Raw genomic sequence first — 22,469 nt, 5'->3', positions numbered from 1 at the left:
TAAGACCACAATAAAAAATAACTTAATAAAACTCCGAATAAACAAATGAAAAAGAAGATGCTTTTAGCTGCAATACTTTTCGCAGCTACAACTAGCACAATGGTTGCTCAAGAACTACCTAAGGAGCTTCCAACAACTAACAATGCTATTCAACAATTACAAACAACTGAAGAATTAGAACACGCTAAAAACGCAGTTGCTACAGATTTAAAAATTGAAGAGCTTAAAGTACAAAACGAACTTGACGCTGCTAAAAAATTAAAGCAACAACAAAAAATTGAAGCTCAAAAACAAAAAGCAGAATTAAAAGCTCAAAAACAAAAAGAAAAAGAACAAAAACTGGCTATTAAAAAACAAAATGATATAATTAAAAGCCAAAAGAGATTAGAAAAAACTACTGCTAAGCTTCATAAAGCTCAAGATAAATTTAATACAGAGAACATTAAATTTACTCAAAAGAAAGCATTAGGAAAACTAACTCCAATCAATGAATTAAAAGGGAAAGGAAAACTTTTAAAACTTCAAACAAGAATTACAGAATTAGAATTTGAAGTTAAAAGACAAACTTTACAAGTAAATGCTTTGACTAAATAATACCAAAGGCTACTCATCAAAATGGGTGGCCTTTTTTAATTTCACTCCTCCTCAAATTAATCTACTTGTAATTTACAATAGAACACACTTAACTATATAAATACCATAATAAATAAAAGAAATTAAAGCATATTTACGCCCTTTTCTCCACTACCAACACCCTTATAACCTAAACTTAATTAAAGGCTTTTAAAACTCCATTAAGAAAGAATAGAGATATTGATTGATTTCCATACAGATTTATAGAACATTATACATATACACAACTTATAATTGACCTTGTATTTGGCATCTATTTTTTTGAATTAAATGTAAAAGCAGCAAAACAAAAAAGCCGATACATTACTGTATCGGCTTTTAGTGGTGGTGCCTCCAGGAATCGAACCAGGGACACAAGGATTTTCAGTCCTTTGCTCTACCAACTGAGCTAAGGCACCAGTGAGCTTACCATGTTTTAAATTTGTGGTGCCTCCAGGAATCGAACCAGGGACACAAGGATTTTCAGTCCTTTGCTCTACCAACTGAGCTAAGGCACCAGTTTTAAAACTACTTACTAAAAGCTAAATTAGTGGTGCCTCCAGGAATCGAACCAGGGACACAAGGATTTTCAGTCCTTTGCTCTACCAACTGAGCTAAGGCACCAATTGGCTTTTAGTATTGAACAATGTTGTTCTGTTAAGCGGTTGCAAATATAGAACAGTTTTTCTTTCTTCCAAAACTTTTTTAGAAAAAAATCATTCATTACCTTTGCTAAACTTAAAAAAAACGCATGATTTTAGCCATTGACATAGGCAATACTCGAACGAAAATAGCTAAGTTTGAAAACAATAGGTTTTCTGAGACTCTATTTTTTGACGATGAAAAAAAAGTTGATTTTTTTTTAAAAAAAATTTCAACAGAACACGAAAAACTACAAATCATCCTATCTTCGGTCGGGAAATTAAATGAAGAAACTTTCAATTGGTTAAAACAAAATACCAATCTTATCGTTATATCTCATAAAAGTAGCTTCCCATTTAAAAATTTATACGCCACTCCAAACACATTGGGGATAGACAGAATGGTTCTCGCTGCAGGGGCTGTAATGCAATTTTCTAAACAGAATCGTTTAGTGATAGACGCAGGGACTTGTATTACCTATGATTTTATAAATGATAATGACGAATATTTAGGTGGTGCAATTTCTCCAGGTCTAATGTTGCGATATAAATCGTTAAATGATTACACAGAAAAGCTACCTTTGCTAAAACCTGAAGATATAGATTATTTGATAGGAGATCAAACAACAAATGCTATACACTCAGGTATTATAAATGGTGTTACAACAGAAATAGATGGTGTAATAACTGAATACCAAAAAAAATATCCTCAATTAACGGTTATTTTGACCGGAGGAGACACACTTTTTTTGGCAAAAAGATTAAAAAATGTAATATTTGCTAATTCAAACTTTCTTTTAGAGAGTATGAACTCTTTATATCAATACATAATTGAAAATGATAAAAAAAATCTTCCTTAGCCTAAGCCTTATTTGTGGTTCAATTGCAATGGCCCAACAAGGCAACGCTTCACCTTATTCTTTTTACGGAATAGGTAATGTTAATAACAGTGGTACGAATGAATATAAAGCTATGGGTGGAACAAGTGTTTACGCAGATAGTATTCACATCAACTTAAATAACCCAGCGTCTTTTGGTAAGCTTAAACTTACTACATTCTCACTTGGAGCAACAGCTAAGTTTTATGACTTTGCATCTGATGATTCTAATAATAAAGCAAAAAGACAAACATTAGACTATATCGCCGTAGGTTTCCCTATTGCTAAAAAAGTTGGTGTTGTATTTGGATTAACTCCTTTTTCAAATGTTGGTTATAAAATTAATGGTCAACAAAACAATGAAGAAGGTCAATTAATTAAAAACACTTACGAAGGTAACGGAGGAGTGAATAAAGTATTTTTAGGAGCTGGTTACGAGATTATGCCTAATTTACACGTGGGTGTAGATGTTGGATATCATTTTGGTAACATCACTAATGAAGCATACAAAAACATTGCTAATATAGGCGATGGTTCTCCTTTACAAACCGTATCAAGAGAATTACAGGAATTAGATTACAGAGGAGTGTCTTTTAAAACATCTGCACAATATGCTGGTAAATTTAGACAGTATGATTGGCAAGCAAATGTAACTTATAGTCCACAAACTAAGTGGTCAAATGACAACCTAACTAAGTTACAACTTGTAAGAGTAAACCAAGTAATCGAATCTCAAACTATTATAGACGGTAACAGAAAAATTACTAATCCACAAGCTTTAGATTTAGGACTTGGTTTTGGAAAAGAATTCAAATGGTTTGTAGGAGCACAGTATACATTCACAGAAAACAGAAAATTAGCTGACTCTTGGAATACATCTTCTATCTCTTCATTTGAGAATTCAAATAAATTCTCTGTTGGAGGTTTCTATATCCCTAAATACAATTCTTTTACAAGCTATTTTGATAGAATTGTATACAGAGCTGGTATTAGATATGAAAACACTGGTTTAGTTTTAAATGACAAAGCAATCAATGATATGGCTGTAAATGCAGGTTTTGGTTTTCCTATTGGAAGAAGCTTTACAAACTTAAACATTGGTTTTGAATACGGATCAAGAGGTACAAAAAGTCAAGGTTTAACAAGAGAAAACTACTTTAGTATGTATGTTGGTTTCTCAATGAATGACCTTTGGTTCAAAAGAAGACGTTTTGAATAACATCTATTCATTATCATAAAATGAAATACATAAATAAATCGATAAGCATTCTTTTATTTATCTTATTATCTTTCTCTTTATTCTCTTGTGAGAGTAAGTTTAAAGAAATACAACAAATAAACAAAGTCACCTTCTTTCCAGCTGGTGAAGCAGAAAATATGCGCCTACAATATATCGATTCAGGAAGAGTAAAAGCCATATTACTAAGTCCAACAATGTTAGATTATAGCAATGTTAAATATCCTTTTACCGAATTTCCAAAAGGAATTCATCTTACCTTTTTTGATGCGGATAATAACAAAAATACCGTTGTTGCAGATTATGCTATTAGTTATACAAAAACAGAACTAATAGATTTACAAGGAAATGTTGTTATAACAACACATGATGGTAAAAAACTTGAATCAGACCAATTGTATTTTGACCAAAAGAATGAATGGTTCTTTACAGAAGGAAAGTATAAAGCTTCTACTGATAAAGAAAACTTTACAAGAGGAGTTGGAATTGACTTCGACAGTAAATTAAAAACAGTAAAAGCAACTAATAGTTATGTTGAAAGCATAAACAAACAGAATTAATATGAAAGCATTAAGAATCATACCATTCTTCTACTTAGTTATTGCAGCACTATTCATATATGATGCAATTGACAAAATAAGCAAAGGAGAAAACAACTTCTGGTTAAACTTTATAATAGCTGGAGTGGCAATCTTCATGTTTTTCTTTAGAAGAAAGTTTGCGAAACGAATGGATAATTACAATAATAAGTAACAATATCTCAAAGGTGTAATCATAAATGATTACACCTTTTTTTTATATTTATACCATTACTAAATTATAAGTTATAAGGTCCTATTTAGTCGGAATTAAAAATTATTAGACAATTAATTTAAAAATACAAGAAAAAAGATGTGAATTGTCGTAAAATAATAGCATCACTCCTTTTATTATTAAATAGATAATTGTATTTTCGCTCACTGAAAAAAATTACACATAATAAAAAAGCATGGCAGTTTTATCAAAAATTAGACAAAAATCCGCTCTGTTAATTGCAGTAATAGGTATTGCTTTATTAGCATTCGTTATTGGCGACGTAGTAAGAAGCACGGGAGGTGGACTATCAAGAAATGTTGGTAGTATCAACGGAGAAGAAATCAACACACAAGAATTCTTACACAAAGTAGCTCAAGCTGAGAAAAACGGACAAATGAGTAACACTCAAGCGAGTGTGGCTGTTTGGAACAGTGAAGTAAACAATATTTTACTTACTACTGAGTTCGAGAAATTAGGATTACGCATTGGTAAAGACCAATTGGTAAATGTTGTAAAAAACAACCCAAACTTTGCTAACAATCCTGAATTCCTAAATCAATTAGGACAGTTTGACGTTAACAAATTCAACCAATTTGTTTTAATGATGAAACAAGCTGGACAAGAGCAATGGAATGCGTGGTTAGCTTACGAAAAAGAACTTGAAAAAGTTGGTCTTGAGCAAATGTATTTCTCTTTAATTCAAGGAGGAATCTACACTACTCAAACTGAAGCTAAAGCAAGTTACTTAGCTGATAACAGCAAAGTTTCTTTTGACTATGTTACTGTACCTTACTCTACAGTTAACAACGAAGAAGCTGCTGTTTCTGATGCTGCTATCATTGATTACATGAAAAAACACGAGAACAGATTTAAATCTGAAACAACTCGTGAATTACAATATGCTTTCTTAGCAAGTAAACCTTCTGACTCTGATAAAGATGCAGTTAAGGAAACTATTGAATCTCTATTACAACCAAGAGTTCAATATAATGCTGAAACTAAGAAAAACGATACTATTCCTGGATTCAAAACAATTAAAGATGTTGAGTCTTTCGTAAACACAAACTCAGATATTAAATTTGACAGTTTATATTACGCTAAGAAAGATCTTCCTTTAGAATACCAAGAAGAGTTATTTAACTTACAACCTGGTCAAGTTTTTGGTCCATACGTAATGGGAGACTACTACTGTATATCAAGATTATTAGACAAAAAACCAGGTCAAAGAGTTGACGCTGCTCATATCTTAATCACTTATGCAGGATCTGCAGCTCCTGGTTCTACAAGAACTAAAGAAGAAGCTAAAGCGAAAGCTGAAGAAATCTTGAAAAAAGTTCAAGAAGCTCCTGCTACATTTGCAGCTGTTGCAACTGTTGAAACAGAAGATCCAGGATCTAAAAACAACGGTGGAAAATATGAAGATATTCCAAACGGACAAATGGTAAAACCATTTAACGACTTTATCTTTAACAACCCTGCTGGAAAAATTGGTTTAGTTGAAACTGACTTTGGTTACCACGTAATCCAAGTTATCAATAAAAAAGAAGGTGCTAAATTAGCTACTGTTGCTTTAAAAATTGAAGTATCTGACGCAACTGCTGATGAGTTATTCACTAAAGCTACGACATTAGAACAAGACGCAGCTTCTGCAAGTGACTTTATCGTTGCTGCTAAAGGTTTAGGTTTTGATACTCAAAATGACGTAACTGTTCGTCCTTTCGAAGAGTTCTTACCTGGTGTAGGAAACCAAAGAAGTATTATTGCTTGGGCTTTTAACAAAGACACTAAAGACGGTACTATCAAAAGATTTGACAATGCTGATGGACACATCATCGTTAAGTTAACATCTAAAAACGATACAGGTTTAATGCCAATCGAAGAAGTAAAACCATTCATTGAACCAATCTTAATGAACGAGAAAAAAGCTCAAATCATTAAACAAAAAATGACTGGTAAAACTATTGAAGAAGTGTCTACAAGTTCTAAAGCATCTATCGCTTCTGTATCTGAAGTTAGCTTAAATGCTCCACTTATCACTAATATCGGAAACGAACCATTAGTAGTAGGTACAGCTTTCGCAACTGCAGTTAACCAAAACTCTAACCTAATTGATGGTGTAAAAGGAGTTTATATGGTAAAAACTAAAAACGTTGCTAATGCTCCTGAATTACCAAACTACAACAGCTACAAAGCTAAAGTTGAAAATGGTGTTCGCAACATGGCTCAAATGAGAGTTATGAAAGCATTAAAAGACAATGCCAAAATTAAAGATAACCGTATCGGTGTTATCCAATAAACTATAAAACTTACAAAAGAAGCCATCTGTACTCCAGATGGCTTTTTTTATGTCTGTTCGTTTTACAAATAAAAATACCTTATTTTTGTCTACTCGAAATTTAAAATTATACTTATGAAAGCATATGTTTTTCCAGGTCAAGGAGCTCAATTCACAGGAATGGGTAAAGACTTATATGAAAGTTCTGAACTTGCTAAAGAAATGTTTGAAAAAGCAAACGATATCCTTGGTTTTAGAATCACAGATATTATGTTTGAAGGAACAGCTGAACAATTAAAAGAAACGAAAGTTACTCAACCTGCTGTATTCTTACATTCAGTTGTATTAGCTAAAACATTAGCAGATTTCAAACCAGAAATGGTAGCTGGTCATTCATTAGGAGAATTCTCTGCTTTAGTTGCGAATGGTACATTAGCTTTTGAAGACGCGTTAAAATTAGTTTCTCAAAGAGCTATGGCAATGCAAAAAGCTTGTGAAATCACTCCTTCAACTATGGCTGCTGTATTAGGATTAGAAGATGCTATCGTAGAAAAAGTTTGTTCTGAAGTTGATGGTGTTGTAGTTGCTGCAAATTACAACTGCCCTGGTCAATTAGTTATTTCAGGAGAATTCTCTGCTGTTGAAAAAGCGTGTGAATTACTAAAAGAAGCTGGTGCTAAAAGAGCATTATTACTTCCTGTTGGAGGAGCATTCCACTCTCCAATGATGGAACCTGCAAGAGAAGAATTAGCTGCTGCTATTGAAGCAACTACTTTCCACACTCCTACTTGCCCAGTTTACCAAAACGTTACTGCAAGTGCTGTTAACAATCCAGAAGAAATTAAAAAGAACTTAATCCTTCAATTAACTGCTCCTGTAAGATGGACTCAATCAGTACAACAAATGGTTGCTGATGGTGCTACTTTATTTACAGAAGTTGGACCAGGAAAAGTATTAGTTGGTTTAATTAAAAAAATCAATAAAGAAGCAGAAACTCATTCTGCATAAGTTGTTTTGACAATAACAAGACTATTATAACAATATAAAAATCCTTGGTTGAAACACACCAGGGATTTTTTTTTAACCTCCTTTTAAACGTGCAAAAACTCTCAATTCAAGAATGGATTCTGATATTTACATTAGTTAGTCTAACGGCATTAGGCCCTTTAGCTATTGATATGTATTTACCAGCTTTCCCAAAAATAGCCAAAGACTTAAGTACCGAAATAAACCGTGTACAAATCTCTCTCTCTACTTTCTTGGGTGGATTAGCAATTGGACAATTATTTTGGGGACCTATATCTGATAAATATGGAAGTAAAAAACCAATACTAATTTCCCTATCTATCTTTATCGTGTCTTCTATTGCCTGTATTTATGTACAAGACATCAAGGTTATGTGGGTTTATAGATTCTTACAAGCATTTGGAAGTAGTGGTGGTTTAGTCATTGCAAGGGCTATAGTCAATAAACGCTTCGACAAAGACCAAACCCTTAAGATATTCAGTATCCTTGCGCTAATCGGCGGAATTGCCCCAATTATGGCACCTATCTTAGGTAATGCCATTCTGAAATTCTATGATTGGCAACATGTCTTTACTGCTATGGCGTGTTTTGCAACATTAAGCATATTAATGACTACATTTTTCCTTAGAGAAGATGTAAACACACAAAGTACAACATTAAAACTCAACCTAATCTTAAACAACTATAAACGCTTATTCAAACATAAAATATTTGTTACCTATACTATCATAGGAAGTATTGCTTTTAGTTGTTTAATGCTATACATCTCCAATTCGCCCGTATTAATTATGGAAGTTGGCGGATTATCAAGTACGCAATTCAGCTTAATATTTATGCTAAACTCTTGTGGATTAATGATAGGCTCATTCCTTACGTCATCTGTTCTACGTAAACACTTACAGCCAAGTAATATCATTAAATTAGGAGCAAGTATACAAGCTATATCAGCGGGAATACTCTGGCTAATGATTGAATTAAACCTATCAATCTATTTGCAGTTAATTCCACTATTCTTTTTTGTACTGCCCCTTGGAATGTTATTCCCAACAAGTACAACATTAGCATTAGCGCCATTTAAAGAAGAATCAGGAACAGCCTCTGCCTTATTTGGTGCATCACAATTAGCGTTTACTTTTATAACCTCTTTGCTGCTAAACAGCCTCAACGATGGTTCAATGAATATTGTTGCAATCTCGTTAATGGCTTGTGCTGTCGCATCCTTGATAATTAATCAAACGACATACCCTAAAAAATAAACATAAAAAAAGCAGACTTTATAAGTCTGCTTTTTTTATATCTAAACGGAAATAAAACTATCCTAAGAAAGCTAAAATTTCGTCTGTAATAAACTTGATTTGCTCAGCCTCTAATTCAGAGTGCATTGGAAGAGATAATACTTCTTGTACTAATTGATTAGTTACAGGGAAATCTTCTTCTTTATAACGCGGATCTAAATAAGCTTTTTGTTTGTGCAATGGAATTGGGTAATAGATTGCACAAGGAATATCTTTAGACTGTAAGTGAGCCATTAATCCATTTCTATCAGCATTCACAATACGCAATGTGTATTGGTGGAATACGTGACTATCCTCTTCTCCTTCAATTTTAGGAGTAACGATATTTGGATGATTCGCTAAAGCAGTAGAATATGCTTTTGCAGCAGCACGACGTGCATTGTTATAAGTATCCAAATTAGGTAATTTAGCATTTAAAACAGCAGCTTGAATACTATCTAAACGAGAATTAACTCCAATTACATCGTGGTGGTAACGTTCGTACATACCGTGGTTAACAATTCCTCTAATAACGTGAGCTAATTCGTCATCATTAGTAAAAATAGCACCACCATCTCCATAACAACCTAAGTTTTTAGATGGGAAGAAAGAAGTAGCAGCAACGTGTCCAATTGCACCCGTTTTAGCTTTTTTACCATCAGCGAAAGCATAGTTAGCACCAATACCTTGCGCATTATCTTCGATTACGAACAAATTATGCTCTTTTGCAATCTCCATAATCGCTTCCATATTTGCTGCTTGTCCAAATAAGTGAACAGGTACAATCGCTTTAGTTTTAGGAGTAATTGCTTTTTTAAGTGCGTCAATAGAGATATTAAAAGTCTCTGGACATACATCAACTAAAACAGGAGTTAATTGTAACAAACCAATAACCTCAACAGTTGCAGCAAACGTAAAGTCTGCAGTGATTACCTCATCACCTGGTTTTAAACCAAGTCCCATCATTGCAATTTGTAACGCATCAGTTCCATTAGCACAAGGAATAACGTGTTTTGACCCTGTGTACTCTTCTAAACTTGCTTGAAAAGAATGAACTTGAGGTCCATTAATATAAGCTGAAGATTCTAAAATCTCTTGAATCGATTGATTCACTTGTTCTTTAATCCCTTCATATTGACTTTTCAAGTCAACCATTTGAATTTTTTTCATCCTAATTGTCTTTAGTATCTTAAAGCCATCTTTACTGATAATCAAAAAATTAACTGCAAAAACAACTATATATTTCGATATTCATTATCCTTACAAAAATAATAAATTCTTAACGTCAAAGCTCAATCTTTCTCAAAAGAAACGTAATTTCGCTTTATAAAGATTTTCATATGTTTTTTCTATACAATATACTGACTTACGTTTCAATATTCTTTCTTCAGATTATAGCCCTTTTTAATAAAAAAATCAACTTTTTTGTACAGGGTAGAAAAGAGTCTTTCACAATTTTAGAAGAAAAAATCAAACCCTCTGATAAAGTGTTTTGGGTTCACGTTGCTTCATTAGGAGAGTACGAACAAGGATTACCATTAATGGAACAACTAAAAAGTAAATTTCCAACCCATAAAATAGTACTTACTTTCTTCTCCCCTTCTGGATATGAAGTTAAAAAGAACAATTCAATTGCCGATGCCACATTGTATCTACCAATGGACACATTAACTAATGCGCAGCAATTTTTAAAGCAAGTTCACCCTGAAAAAGCCTTTTTCGTTAAATACGAATATTGGCCAAACTACCTAAACCAACTACGCAAAAAAAATATCCCTACTTATTTAGTATCCGGAATTCTACGTTCAAACCAAGTATTCTTTAAATGGTATGGTGGGTTTTATCGCAAAGCATTGCAAGCTTTCACTTATTTCTTCGTGCAAAACGACATATCAAAACAACTTTTAAACCAACTGAACTTTACACAGGTTGAAGTTGTAGGAGATACCCGTTTTGATCGTGTGTCTCAAATATTAGAAAACAACAATAAACTTGACTTCTTAGATGAGTTTACCAACAACAAACAAACCAAGACTATTGTAATTGGTAGTTCGTGGCCTGAAGACGAAAAATTCATTACTACGTATATCAATAATAACACAGACTCGTCATTGCGTTTTGTCTTTGCTCCTCACAACATTAAAACGGAACAAATAGCTCAATTGCAAAACAGCCTAAAAAAACCAACTATATTACACAGCCAGCACCAAGGTAAAAACCTAAGTGAATACAATGTATATATAATTGACGCTTACAGTTTATTGACAAAAGCTTACAGTTATGCTGATATTGCTTATATCGGAGGAGGGTTTGGAGCAGGAATACACAATATATTAGAAGCAGCTACTTTTGGCGTTCCAGTTGTCATTGGTCCAAAATACAAGAAGTTTCAAGAAGCAAAAGACCTTGTAGCATTAGGAAGTTGCTTAGTAGTAAACAACCAAGAGGAATTAAACGATACTTTTGACAAATTACTGACAGATACTACTACAAAAGAAAAGTTAGGTGCTATCAGTAGCCACTTTATTTTAAAGAATAAAGAAGCCACTAAAAAAATAATGAAGCATATTTCATAAAAAACAAAAAGGTAAATGAACACAATGTTTATTTACCTTTTTTGATATATGAATTAATAATTACTCATTGAAAGTATATGATACTTAAAAGTCAACTTTATCAGGATGTAATCCCGAGCCACCAATATAAGGCAAATTATCTATCGCCGCAATATCTTCTTGACTAATTTCAAAATCATAAATATCAAGATTTGCTTTAATACGCTCAGGTGTTACAGATTTAGGCAATGGCAAATGTCCTTTTTGTACAATCCAACGAATACATAATTGAGGCACTGATACTTTATATTTAGCAGCTAATGCAACTAATACTTCATTGTCTAACACATTTCCACGACCAAGTGGACTCCAAGCTTCAATTAAGATATCGTTTTTTACACAAAAATCAACCACTTCATTTTGTGTCATCCCTGGGTGAAATTCAATTTGGTTTACCATTGGTTTTACTTTTGCTGTTTCTAACAAAGCTGATAAATGCGATACATAGAAATTACTAACTCCAATAGCACGCACTTTTCCGTCTGCATACAACTTTTCTAATGCTCTCCACGTTTCAGCATTTAATTCTTTCCAATTTTCAAATTGGTTTTCACTCGCAGGCCAGTGAATTAAAAACATATCTATATAATCTAAACCTAAGTTTTTTAAAGAAACATCAAAAGCCTCTAATGCTTTTTCAAAACCACGCTCAGAATTCCAAACCTTAGTTGTTACAAAAATCTCTTTACGGTCAACACCTGACGCCTTGATCCCTTTACCAACACTAACCTCATTTTTGTAGAAAAAAGCAGTATCTATATGTCTATACCCCAACTCTAAAGCTGTTTTTACAGAATTTACAGCTTCTTCTCCTTCAGCTGCTTGCCAAGTTCCAAAACCTACTTTTGGAATTAACACGCCATTTCCTAATTTATAAGTATTCATTTTATCTACCTTTTATAAGTTTATACCTCAACAAGTTAAATATTATTATTGGAAATAAATGAATTTTTAAAAAGCTTAACACACCACTATTTATTGCATTAACATATCTATACACCAAATATTGACATCTCTATTTTTACTAATCTTTTAGTAACCAATAAACTCAAGAAGTACGACGCTTTTACTACCATTGAAAACATCTTTTCATTAATTAACGTATGCTATATAATAACAGGAGTTCTATATAAGTTAAATAGTACTGTCATTACACACTTCTTTTATACTTGTTTCAGACAAATACCACACAAGTACCAGACACCTTCGGGAAAAAGGCTTGTTTTCCGAACTTCTGTGGGACTTGAGTGGTAGATGTGTCGAACGTGGTACGTTTAAAACTACATTATAATGTGTTCTTTACTAATTCTTACAACACTATCAACATATCACCGTAAATACACTATACCTCTCTCATCTCCCTTTAAAATCGCCGTTCCACGTACTGATAACAAAACCACTTTACCTTTTAGACTTTAAATTGTATCTTGCCAACCAATTCAATTCTAACTAACACACACATATGAATCGAAAAATTAAAAATCTATTTAAGGCACTTGTTGTTCTGGTAGCACTTCCTATCTACGCGCAACAAGGAGGGATGTGGATTCCTTCATTATTAGAAGGGATGAACGAAACTGAGATGAAAAGCCTTGGTATGCAGATGTCAGTAAAAGACATTTATGATGTGAACAACTCAAGTATGAAAGATGCTGTTCCTCATTTCAATGGTGGATGTTCATCTGAAGTTATTTCTCCACAAGGTTTATTACTTACAAACCACCACTGTGGATATGGTCAAATTCAATCACACTCATCTGTTGAAAACGACTACTTAGCAAATGGATTCTGGGCAAAATCACAAGCGCAAGAATTACCTAACGAAAATTTAGAGGTTACTTTTATCGTACGTATTGAAGACGTAACGAAAGAAGTAATGGCCGGAATCAAAGACAAGGACTCTGAAATCGTAAAAAGAGAAAAAATAAACAAAAATATTAGTGCAACTGTTGCTTCTTTTCCAAAAGAGAAATGGCAAGAAAATAAGATTAAATCTTTCTATGAAGGAAACCAATACATCTTATTTGTTACAGAAACATTTACTGACGTTCGTTTAGTAGGTGCACCACCTTCATCAGTAGGTAAATTCGGATCTGATACTGACAACTGGGTTTGGCCACGTCATACAGGAGACTTTGCTTTATTCCGTATCTATGCAGATAAAGACAACAAGCCTGCTAATTACTCAAAAGACAACGTTCCTTACCGTCCAAAACACTTCTTCCCTATTTCATTAGACGGAATTGAAGAAGGAGATTTTACTATGGTATTTGGTTACCCTGGTAGAACACAAGAGTATTTACCATCATTTGCTGTAGAGCAAATTGTAAACGACTTAAATCCAGTGAGAATTGGAATCCGCGATAAAGCGTTAAAAATTACTGACGAATTTATGCGTGCAGACCAAGGTATCAAAATTCAATATGCTTCTAAATTTGCAAGTACTGCAAACTATTGGAAAAAATGGATTGGAGAAAGCCAAGGGTTGAAAAAAACAAATGCTGTTGCGGCTAAAAAAGCTTTTGAAAAAGACTTTATTGAGAGAGCAAAGAAAAATAAAAACACAAAAGCGTACGCTAATATCTTACCTGAATTCGAAAAGTTATATGCTGCTATTGCACCTTATGCTATCAGTAGAGATTACTTTACAGAAATCGGAATGCGTAATGCTGAATTATTAGCTTCTGCTTGGAGAGTTTATGCTTTAGAAAAAACATTTAACAACGAGCAATCATTTGAATCAAGAAAAGCAAACTTAATCAACGGACAAGAGCGTTTCTACAAAAACTACAGCAAAGTAGTAGATGAGAAAGTATTTGAATCTATTGTTTCATTATATGCTACTGATGCTCCTAAAGCATTTTTACCAAAATCATTAGTAAATGCTGATGTAAAAGCAATTACTAAAGATATCTATAACAATAGTAAATTAACTTCATACGAAGGATTACAAGAGTTATTAAAAGGAGATGCTAAACAAGTACAAGCAAACCTTAACAATGATAAAGGATACGTATTTGCAAAAGGATTAATCGAAAACTACCTAACTAACATATTACCTAAATATGAAGAATTAGATCGTGAGATTGCTGCTTTACAACGTACATATATGAAAGCTCAATTAGAATTATACCCAGATGCAAGAATTTTCCCAGATGCTAACAGTACATTACGTGTTACTTATGGTAAAGTAGACGGATATTTTCCTAAAGATGCTACATACTATGAGCCAGTAACACATTTTGATGGAATTATGGAGAAATATGTACCTGGTGATTATGAATTTGATGTACCATCTAAATTAATCGAATTGTACAATAATAAAGATTACGGAGTATATGCTGACAACGGTAAATTACCAGTAAACTTTATTGCAACAAACCATACAACAGGAGGTAATTCAGGAAGTCCAGCATTAGATGCACATGGTAACTTAATTGGATTAAACTTCGATAGAGTTTGGGAAGGAACAATGAGTGATATTTACTACGATCCTTCAATTTGTCGTAACATTATGGTTGACGCAAGATACATTTTATTCATCGTAGACAAGTTTGCAGATGCAAAACACCTAATTGAAGAAATGAAATTGGTTCACCCTAAGAAAAACAAATAAACAAAGTGTTGATTTTCAATAAATTACTAAGCTAAAAAAATTATATTTTTTTTTTACAAAAAATATAATCGAATCAAAAAAGTTATATATTTGTCTCGAATTAATAATTAACTTTTATAATTTAGTAAAATGAAAAAAATCGCATTAAGCATCGCTTTAGTAGCAATGATGGGAGTATCTTTCGTATCTTGTAAAGAAACTGCAACAGAACCAGCTCAAGAAGAAACTACAGTTGAAACTGTAACTGAAGAAGTAGCTCCAGCTACTGAAGAAGTTGTTACAGAAGAAGTTACTGAAGAGGCTACTACTGAAGCTCCAGCTACAGAAGAAGTAAAAACTGAAGAAGCTGCTAAATAATTAGCAAAACTATTCATAAAATAAGAAAACCTCGCTAAGCGAGGTTTTTTTATTTCTATCAGTTACTAAAAAATGCTACTGCATCTTTAGCAACTCTTCTACTAATTTTCTTTCGTTAGATAGTCTTGGCACTTTGTGCTGTCCTCCTAACTTATCTCCTTTTTTCAACCAATCGTAAAATAAGTTCTTTCTTGCCTTGTTAAATACAAGTGGATTTAAGGTCATATTATTAGCTCTCTTAGCTTCATAATCTGAATTTAATGCTTGTAAATTCTTATCTAAGGCTTGGGCAAACTCTCTTATATCTTTAGGCTCTTTAGTAAACTCAACGATCCATTCGTGAGCTCCTTTTTCCTTTCCTTGCATAAAAACAGGTGCTACCGTATATTCAGCTACCTCAGCATCTAAATCAATACACGTTTTGGCTAATGCTCTATCTGTATTCTCTATCATTAACTCCTCTCCAAATACATTGATAAAGTGCTTCGTACGCCCAGTAATTTTAATACGATAAGGAAGTAAACTTGTAAAGCGAACAGTATCTCCAATTAAGTATCTAATCAATCCAGCATTTGTTGTGATAACAATAGCGTAATTCTTTCCTAATTCAACCTGAGACAAAGGAATAATCTTTTCATTGCTTGTACCAAACGTATCCATTGGTATAAACTCGTAGAAAATTCCGTAATCAAGCATTAACAAAAGTTCATTACAATCGTTCTGATCTTGGATAGCAAAGAATCCTTCAGAGGCATTGTATATTTCGTAATATCTGAAATTGCTATTAGGCAACAACTTTTTATATTGGTCTTTGTAGGGTTCAAAACTTACACCTCCGTGGAAATACACCTCAGCATTAGGCCATAATTCCAGCAAGTCTTCTCTACCTGTTTCTTGAATAACACGGTTAAACAATACTAACATCCAAGAAGGTACTCCTGCAAAACTTGTTACGTTTTCATTTCTCACCTCTTTAATAATAGCATCCATCTTACTTTCCCACTCAGACATCAAAGACGTCTTATTACTTGGCGTGCTACTAAACTCAGCCCAGAAAGGCATATTATCAATTAAAATAGCTGATAAGTCGCCAAAGAAAGTGTTATTATCTTCATATAACTGTTTACTTCCCCCTAAGCGAAGACTCTTTCCTGTAAACAATTGTGAGTTTTCATTATTGTTTAAATATAAGCACAGTAAATCCTTAGCTGCTTTGTAATGACAGTTTTCTAATGCCTCATTAGACACAGGAATAAATTTGCTCTTCGCATTAGTAGTTCCACTTGATTTAGCAAACCATCTTATTTGTTCAGGCCAGAAGATATTACTTTCTCCTTTCCTTGCTCTTTCAATATAGGGCTCAAACTCCTCATACCTAAAAAGGGGTACACGCTCAGCGAACGTCTCATAGTTGTTTATACTTTCATAACCAAACTGCTGTCCTAAAACTGTTTTTTCATTTGTTCTCATCAAGTTTAAAAACAAATCATTTTGAACTTCATTCGGATATTTTCTAAATAAATCTATTTGATGAATTCTCTTTTTTAGAATCCAAGACGCAATAGAATTAATAATTGTAAATGCCATATATTTTCAATTAGTCTAATCTCTAACCTTTTCCGTGCGAAAAGTGTTTATCTGCAGTAGAAAATGTTTTCGTACTTTTACCACCTATCCAAAAATAACAATTTTATTTATGCTATACGAAGGAGTTTTAAACAAAATGCAGACGGAATTTAACAAGCCGATTGAATACTATTTAGTATTTAAAAACAACTTCATTAATATTAATCAAATCCTTAATAGAAATATTAAGATTGACTTTGTTGGTTATGAATGTTTAAACTGTGAACAAGAGAAAAAAATCTTTAGACAAGGATTCTGTTACGATTGCTTTTACAAAAGTGCTTCTGTTGGAGACTGGATTATGCGTCCTGAGCTTAGTCAAGCTCACTTAGGTATTGAAGATCGTGACTTGGAATATGAGATAAAAGTACAATTACAACCTCATATTGTTTACTTAGCAGTAGCAAGTGATGTAAAAGTTGGGGTAACTCGTAAAACACAAGTTCCTACAAGATGGATTGACCAAGGAGCATCTAAGGCAATCGAAATTGTAGAAGTACCCAATAGATACTTAGCAGGAATTACAGAGGTAGCCTTAAAAGATTCGTTTACAGATAAGACAAACTGGCGAAAAATGTTGCAAAACGAAGTGCTGGAGACAAACTTAGAAGAAATCAGAAACAGTTTAAAAGACAAACTTCCTACAGAAGTACAACCTTATTTTGACCAAACTAACGCTTCTATTTTTGATTTAGATTATCCTGTCTTACAATTCCCTACTAAAATTAAAAGTTTAAATTTAGATAAGACGCCTTCTTTTGAAGGAAAACTAAAAGGAGTAAAAGGACAATACTTATTATTTGAAGACGGAACAGTTTTCAACATTAGAACCTATGAAGGTTATGTTGTTAAGATAGACGTTGAATAAAACAACTATATAAAAAAAGCGCCATAAATATTTTATGGCGCTTTTTTTATGCATTACAGTAAAAAGTATTACTCCGTTTTTGCAGGCTCTTCCGTCTTTTTCTTTTTATTGAATAATCCCTTCAAACCTTCTCCAATTTTATTAACTACCTCTTCTGTTTCTTTCTTTTTAGTATCAACAGCAGGAGTTTCTCCCTCTGCAGTAGCTTCACCTTCTTTAGGTTCTTTTTTACCTCCTAAAAGGTCCATAAGAGCTCCTTTTCCTTTATCTACTAATTTGTTCTTTTGTTCCTCTACAATCTGGTTAGTTAGATTAGTAACTACTTCCCCCATATTAGTACCCACTTTAGGGTTTGAGAAGTTTCCTGTTAATCCAACTTTCACAGGAATAGCGTCAAACTTAGCACTATCTTTTGGTCCTAACTTTGTCAAAGTATTAGCAATGTCATTACCCAGCATCTTAGCAGGTACTTTGAAATCTAATGTATAATTCATCGATTGATCAAAACCGTGTTCTCCAGATACCTGAACAGACATATCTTTCAGTTTTAAGTCAAATGGTTTGAACTGAACCTTACCATTGTTAAAAACAATATGCATTTTCTTATTGTTCAAATCAAGTTGTTTTAAATCTACAAAATGAACTGCAGAATCTAATGTCGTCAATAACTTAGAACTTTTTGGATTGACGATAGCTTCTATCAAATCACCTTGTAAATCCCCCGTTAATGAAGTAACGATAGGTGATAAATCTGTAGCAGATAACTTACCATTCATCTTCACTCCTGCATTCATCTTACCTGTTATAATTCCTGCAATAGGAGCTATTTTTTTCAAGAACTCTAAACCTGTAAACGACTGTGTAATATCCAACATCTTTAAGCCTAAGTTCATATCAAACGTAGGAATAGCTTCTTTAGTAGATACGTCTCCTGCAAAGGTAATTGCTCCACCAAAAATATCTGTTGACATATTCTGTAAACGAGCAGTTTCGTCTTTAATCGTCAGTGTTCCCTTTACATTCTTCAATGTTAGGTTATCATAAACTACTGTGTTAGCATTAGCGTTAATTGTACAATCTAAGAAAGACGGAATCTTTAACGGTTCGCTTGAAGTAGTTGCTGTTTTAGTTTCTTTCTTTTCTGTTGACGCAGCTGTGTCTTCTTTCAACAAATCTGCTAAAACAAAATTGTTTGAATTCAAATTGAAGTTTCCTTTCAACGTTTGTTTTTTAAACAAGAAACCATATAAATTATCTAAACGACCATTCGCTGCTAAATCAGTAGTCCCTGTCTTTAAACTCAATTTATTTAACGTAACATTACTCGTATTAAACGTCAATGCAGCCTCTTGAATTTGCAACGGTTTTGCCATTGCTTCTGTTTCGAAGTTAAACCCTGTTAGTGATAAAGTACCAGCATTTCTTATATTTTGATATTGTTCTTTTTCAACAGAGTTCATATCAAAATTAGTAGCAACATTCGCTTTTAATACCCCAGTTAATGGGCTATCTAATTTTACTGGATAAGCTTGAGATACATTAGCCAAGTTAATAACCCCATCTAATTTAGCATCTACAATTGCGTTCTCCGTAAGATTTTTAATATGCGCTTTTGCATTAAAAGCATCCTTGTCAATTCGGAAAGACAATTTATTTATATCAACATAGGTATCTTTAATAATTCCTGTTTCATTCATCACATTAACATCCAGTAAAATGTTTTGAACTGATTTAGGCAAATCAGGGTATTTGAATGATGAATTATTAGAAGACATATGAATCGCTAAGGTTGGAATTGTTTTCTCTGTCAACTTACCCTTCACCTTACCATCTACTTTAAAATCACCTGTTGTACTTACACCTTTTAAATTTCCAGCATAAGCTTCAGGAATTAAACCTAAGAAGTTTTTAAAGTCTGAATCAGGTGTAGCAAATGTTAAGTCATATTCTTGACCTTCTTCTAACATTTGAAGATACCCATCAAATTTAAGAGGCAGTTGGTTAATTAAAGCTTCGTTTTCTTTAAACGTAAACTTCATATTATCCATATCCATACCGATCATCGCTTTCAACGATAAGTTTACATCGTTTAAAAACTTAGTACCATCCATTGTAAAGGCTACTTTCCCTTTCGATTCTGTATCTAAATCAAGTACATTTGCCGTTAAATTCCCTGTTCCTCTGTGGTACAATTCACTTACAGAAAACACCATTTTAGAACCTAAATCTGTATAATGCACGTTTACATTCTCAACTTCATAGTAGTTTAAAGCCAATGAGAACGGAGTACTTTCAGAATCATCACTATCTTCATCCTCCTTTTTAATAGCGATATCATAGTTAGCAATACCTTGTTCGTTTACAATTACGTTTACATCAGCATTAGCAACTTTAATAGATTCAATATTCATTGGTTCATCAGCCCCTTTGAATAGTTCCATTACAGACATATTTAAAACAATATCCTTTGCAAAAACTAACGTATCTCCTGCAAAAGGCTCTTGATTCACAACCACTAAATCTTGAATAGAAACAGTAGCTTTTGGAAAATTACGCAACAGACTAAGATCAACCTTTTCAAAGTTAACCGTTGCATTCAAATTATCGTTGATTGTCTTTTTTACTAAATCCTGAACTTTTCCTTTAAACAAGAAAGGTGCAGAAACCAATAAGATAATCAACACAAGTAGGACACCACCTACCCATTTTAAAACCTTTTTGTTCATATCAATTACTTTTTATACAAAATAACAAAAAAAGAGTCAGCACACATAATTTATGGCTGACTCTCCTATATTATTCAATCTTTTTAGGATTTATTTAATATTTAATTCAAAAGGCATAATTGTTTGAGCTCCTTTTAATGAATTAAAATAATTCAAACGCTCAATCATTTCAAAGTTTTCTTCCCCTATTTTTTCTTTGATTAAATCATCTTGTGTTTTCAAGATTGAAGCCCCTAAATAACTTCTGATTAAATCTTCGAACTTCATTTCATACTCTGGATAGTTTACAATTTTGTAGCTATCAATTTCTACTTTATTAGCTGCAAACTTGATAGCTGCATCTAATCCTCCTAATTCATCTACTAATCCATTTGCCAAAGCATCTTTTCCTGTCCAAACACGTCCTTGCGCTAAAGCATCTACTTGGTCAAAAGTCAATCCTCTTCCTGCTGCTACTCTGTTTACAAATGTTGTATAAATATCTTCAATACTTTCTGTAACTACCATTTTAAACGAATCATCAACATCTCTAAAAGGGCTGTAATTAGCTGAGTTTTTATGTGTTTTCACTTGCTCTGCATTTACACCATATTTAGACGCCAATGTTTTAAAGTTTGGCAACATACCAAAAACTCCAATCGAACCAGTTATTGTACTTGGATCAGCAAAAATTCGATCCGCATTACACGAGATATAATATCCTCCAGAAGCGGCAACATCCCCCATAGAAACAATGACCGGTTTTACTTTCTTAGTTAATTCAATTTCTCTCCAAATTAACTCAGAAGTTAAAGCACTTCCACCAGGACTATTTACACGTAATACAATTGCTTTAATCTTATCGTTCTTACGGGCTTTTTGCAAAGCTCTGTTAATAGATCCTTCACCAATATAGCTAAGGTTCCCTTCACCACTTAAAATCTGTCCTTGTGCATAAATAACAGCAATTTGATCTGAAGCACTTACTGAAGATAATTTATTGATAACATCTTTAGCATACTCTAACACATCAATCTTATTGTAATCTTTCTCTCCTTTTACCCCTACTGCTTTTTTAATAGCAGCGTGATATTCGTCTTCATAAGCAATTTTATCAACCAATCCTGCTTTTAACGCTTTCTCAGGAGTACGTGCCTCTAAGTTTTCAGCAACTTGATTTAATTGTTCAGTAGACAACTTTCTACTCTTAGCAATATCACCAACAATAGTTTCCCAAATAGAGTTTAAAAACACTGTTATTTGCTCTCTATTAGCCTCACTCATTTTATCTTCTAAATAAGGTTCTACTGCACTTTTATATTTACCATGTCTGATAACCTCCATATGAACTCCTGTTTTCTCTTGAAGTCCCTTTAGATATAATATCTCAGTTGAAAGCCCTCTAAAATCGACAGCCCCCACTGGGTTTACATAAACTGTGTCTGCTACAGAATTTAAGTAATATTCCCCTTGTTCATATACATTAGCATAAGCAATAACAAACTTTCCACTTGTTTTAAAATCTGCTAACTTCTCGCGAATCTCTCTTTTTTGTTCAACCCCTAATACAGAAGAATTATTTAAGATAGAAATACCTTTAATTCTATCATCCCCTTTAGCATATTCAATTGCGTTTAAAACATCAGACACTCCATCTTTTCCAGTTTCTTTATGTCCGAAGTCCTTAAAGTTGAATTTACCCGCGTAATCATATTTTACTTTAGAAAGATCTAAGTTGATTACTGTATTATCTTTTACAACAACACTATCAGATTTACCACCAAAAGCAACTCCTAAAAATAAGATTCCAAAAAACAGAATCATCATAAACAAAAATAGCCCGACAATAGTGGCTAAAACATTTCTTAAAAATCTCATATAAAAACAATTTTCTCTATTAGTATCTAAAACTAAAAATAGTTACAGTTTATAACACTAAATTTG

Annotated in this window: 17 protein-coding genes and 3 tRNA genes; 12 read left to right on the top strand and 8 right to left on the bottom strand. The window is 33.0% G+C overall.

The features are described from left to right. Nucleotides 1-45: 45 nt before the first annotated feature. Nucleotides 46-594, top strand: a complete 549-nt coding sequence (locus tag GQS07_RS06830) for a hypothetical protein (RefSeq protein WP_233269326.1) — start codon at nucleotides 46-48, stop codon at nucleotides 592-594. A 361-nt stretch (nucleotides 595-955) separates the two neighbouring features. Here the strand turns inward: GQS07_RS06830 and GQS07_RS06825 are convergent. The 3 genes from GQS07_RS06825 to GQS07_RS06815 form a co-directional block, all read right to left on the bottom strand. After that, nucleotides 956-1,031 (bottom strand) — tRNA-Phe (locus tag GQS07_RS06825). A gap of 26 nt (nucleotides 1,032-1,057) precedes the next feature. After that, nucleotides 1,058-1,130: transfer RNA gene (locus GQS07_RS06820), tRNA-Phe, on the bottom strand. A gap of 33 nt (nucleotides 1,131-1,163) precedes the next feature. Continuing rightward, a tRNA-Phe gene (locus GQS07_RS06815) sits at nucleotides 1,164-1,236 on the bottom strand. A 127-nt stretch (nucleotides 1,237-1,363) separates the two neighbouring features. Here GQS07_RS06815 and GQS07_RS06810 point away from each other — a divergent pair. The 7 genes from GQS07_RS06810 (at nucleotide 1,364) to GQS07_RS06780 (ending at nucleotide 8,720) form a co-directional block, all read left to right on the top strand. Continuing rightward, nucleotides 1,364-2,113, top strand: a complete 750-nt coding sequence (locus GQS07_RS06810) for a type III pantothenate kinase (protein WP_158210165.1) — start codon at nucleotides 1,364-1,366, stop codon at nucleotides 2,111-2,113. Next, on the top strand, nucleotides 2,091-3,350 hold the full coding sequence (locus GQS07_RS06805; RefSeq protein WP_158210164.1) for a hypothetical protein: 1,260 nt from the start codon (nucleotides 2,091-2,093) through the stop codon (nucleotides 3,348-3,350). The genes GQS07_RS06810 and GQS07_RS06805 overlap by 23 nt, the downstream gene beginning before the upstream one ends. A gap of 20 nt (nucleotides 3,351-3,370) precedes the next feature. Beyond that, nucleotides 3,371-3,928: an LPS export ABC transporter periplasmic protein LptC gene (lptC, locus tag GQS07_RS06800; protein ID WP_158210163.1), complete on the top strand. Its 558-nt coding sequence runs from the start codon at nucleotides 3,371-3,373 to the stop codon at nucleotides 3,926-3,928. A 1-nt stretch (nucleotide 3,929) separates the two neighbouring features. Beyond that, nucleotides 3,930-4,121 (top strand): hypothetical protein, encoded by a 192-nt coding sequence (locus tag GQS07_RS06795; RefSeq protein ID WP_090408851.1) that lies wholly within the window; start codon nucleotides 3,930-3,932, stop codon nucleotides 4,119-4,121. Nucleotides 4,122-4,356: 235 nt separating this feature from the next. Next, complete coding sequence (locus GQS07_RS06790; RefSeq protein ID WP_158210162.1) at nucleotides 4,357-6,459, top strand: peptidylprolyl isomerase; 2,103 nt, start codon at nucleotides 4,357-4,359, stop codon at nucleotides 6,457-6,459. Between the two features lie 114 nt (nucleotides 6,460-6,573). Next, nucleotides 6,574-7,446, top strand: a complete 873-nt coding sequence (fabD, locus tag GQS07_RS06785; protein WP_158210161.1) for an ACP S-malonyltransferase — start codon at nucleotides 6,574-6,576, stop codon at nucleotides 7,444-7,446. A gap of 89 nt (nucleotides 7,447-7,535) precedes the next feature. Continuing rightward, entirely contained in the window at nucleotides 7,536-8,720 is a 1,185-nt protein-coding gene (locus GQS07_RS06780; RefSeq protein WP_233269325.1) for a multidrug effflux MFS transporter, read from the top strand. A 57-nt stretch (nucleotides 8,721-8,777) separates the two neighbouring features. Here GQS07_RS06780 and GQS07_RS06775 read toward each other — a convergent pair whose 3' ends face one another. After that, the gene (locus GQS07_RS06775; protein ID WP_158210159.1) at nucleotides 8,778-9,908 is read right to left on the bottom strand and encodes a DegT/DnrJ/EryC1/StrS family aminotransferase; all 1,131 of its coding nucleotides are present in this window, start codon (nucleotides 9,906-9,908) and stop codon (nucleotides 8,778-8,780) included. 170 nt (nucleotides 9,909-10,078) lie between these two features. Between GQS07_RS06775 and GQS07_RS06770 the strand changes: the two genes are divergently transcribed. Continuing rightward, a complete protein-coding gene (locus tag GQS07_RS06770; RefSeq protein ID WP_158210158.1) occupies nucleotides 10,079-11,314 on the top strand; it encodes a 3-deoxy-D-manno-octulosonic acid transferase in 1,236 nt (411 codons plus the stop codon). Between the two features lie 84 nt (nucleotides 11,315-11,398). On the opposite strand, the gene GQS07_RS06765 is transcribed toward GQS07_RS06770, so the two are convergent. Beyond that, nucleotides 11,399-12,238: an aldo/keto reductase gene (locus tag GQS07_RS06765; protein WP_158210157.1), complete on the bottom strand. Its 840-nt coding sequence runs from the start codon at nucleotides 12,236-12,238 to the stop codon at nucleotides 11,399-11,401. 577 nt (nucleotides 12,239-12,815) lie between these two features. Here GQS07_RS06765 and GQS07_RS06760 point away from each other — a divergent pair. After that, nucleotides 12,816-14,969: a S46 family peptidase gene (locus tag GQS07_RS06760; RefSeq protein WP_158210156.1), complete on the top strand. Its 2,154-nt coding sequence runs from the start codon at nucleotides 12,816-12,818 to the stop codon at nucleotides 14,967-14,969. A gap of 129 nt (nucleotides 14,970-15,098) precedes the next feature. Then, entirely contained in the window at nucleotides 15,099-15,326 is a 228-nt protein-coding gene (locus tag GQS07_RS06755; RefSeq protein WP_158210155.1) for a hypothetical protein, read from the top strand. Nucleotides 15,327-15,401: 75 nt separating this feature from the next. Here the strand turns inward: GQS07_RS06755 and GQS07_RS06750 are convergent, their stop codons facing one another. Then, the gene (locus tag GQS07_RS06750) at nucleotides 15,402-16,913 is read right to left on the bottom strand and encodes a GH3 auxin-responsive promoter family protein (protein ID WP_158210154.1); all 1,512 of its coding nucleotides are present in this window, start codon (nucleotides 16,911-16,913) and stop codon (nucleotides 15,402-15,404) included. 109 nt (nucleotides 16,914-17,022) lie between these two features. Here GQS07_RS06750 and GQS07_RS06745 point away from each other — a divergent pair, with 109 nt between their 5' ends. Next, the gene (locus tag GQS07_RS06745; protein WP_158210153.1) at nucleotides 17,023-17,820 is read left to right on the top strand and encodes a DUF2797 domain-containing protein; all 798 of its coding nucleotides are present in this window, start codon (nucleotides 17,023-17,025) and stop codon (nucleotides 17,818-17,820) included. A gap of 68 nt (nucleotides 17,821-17,888) precedes the next feature. On the opposite strand, the gene GQS07_RS06740 is transcribed toward GQS07_RS06745, so the two are convergent. Both GQS07_RS06740 and sppA read right to left on the bottom strand, forming a co-directional pair. Further along, nucleotides 17,889-20,546, bottom strand: a complete 2,658-nt coding sequence (locus tag GQS07_RS06740; RefSeq protein ID WP_158210152.1) for an AsmA-like C-terminal region-containing protein — start codon at nucleotides 20,544-20,546, stop codon at nucleotides 17,889-17,891. A 90-nt stretch (nucleotides 20,547-20,636) separates the two neighbouring features. Continuing rightward, nucleotides 20,637-22,403, bottom strand: a complete 1,767-nt coding sequence (sppA, locus tag GQS07_RS06735) for a signal peptide peptidase SppA (protein WP_158210151.1) — start codon at nucleotides 22,401-22,403, stop codon at nucleotides 20,637-20,639. Nucleotides 22,404-22,469 lie beyond the last annotated feature (66 nt).

The sequence above is a fragment of the Myroides phaeus genome, assembly GCF_009799805.1.
GTDB lineage: Bacteria > Bacteroidota > Bacteroidia > Flavobacteriales > Flavobacteriaceae > Flavobacterium > Flavobacterium phaeum_A.
This window is presented reverse-complemented; position numbering and strand designations above follow the sequence as displayed.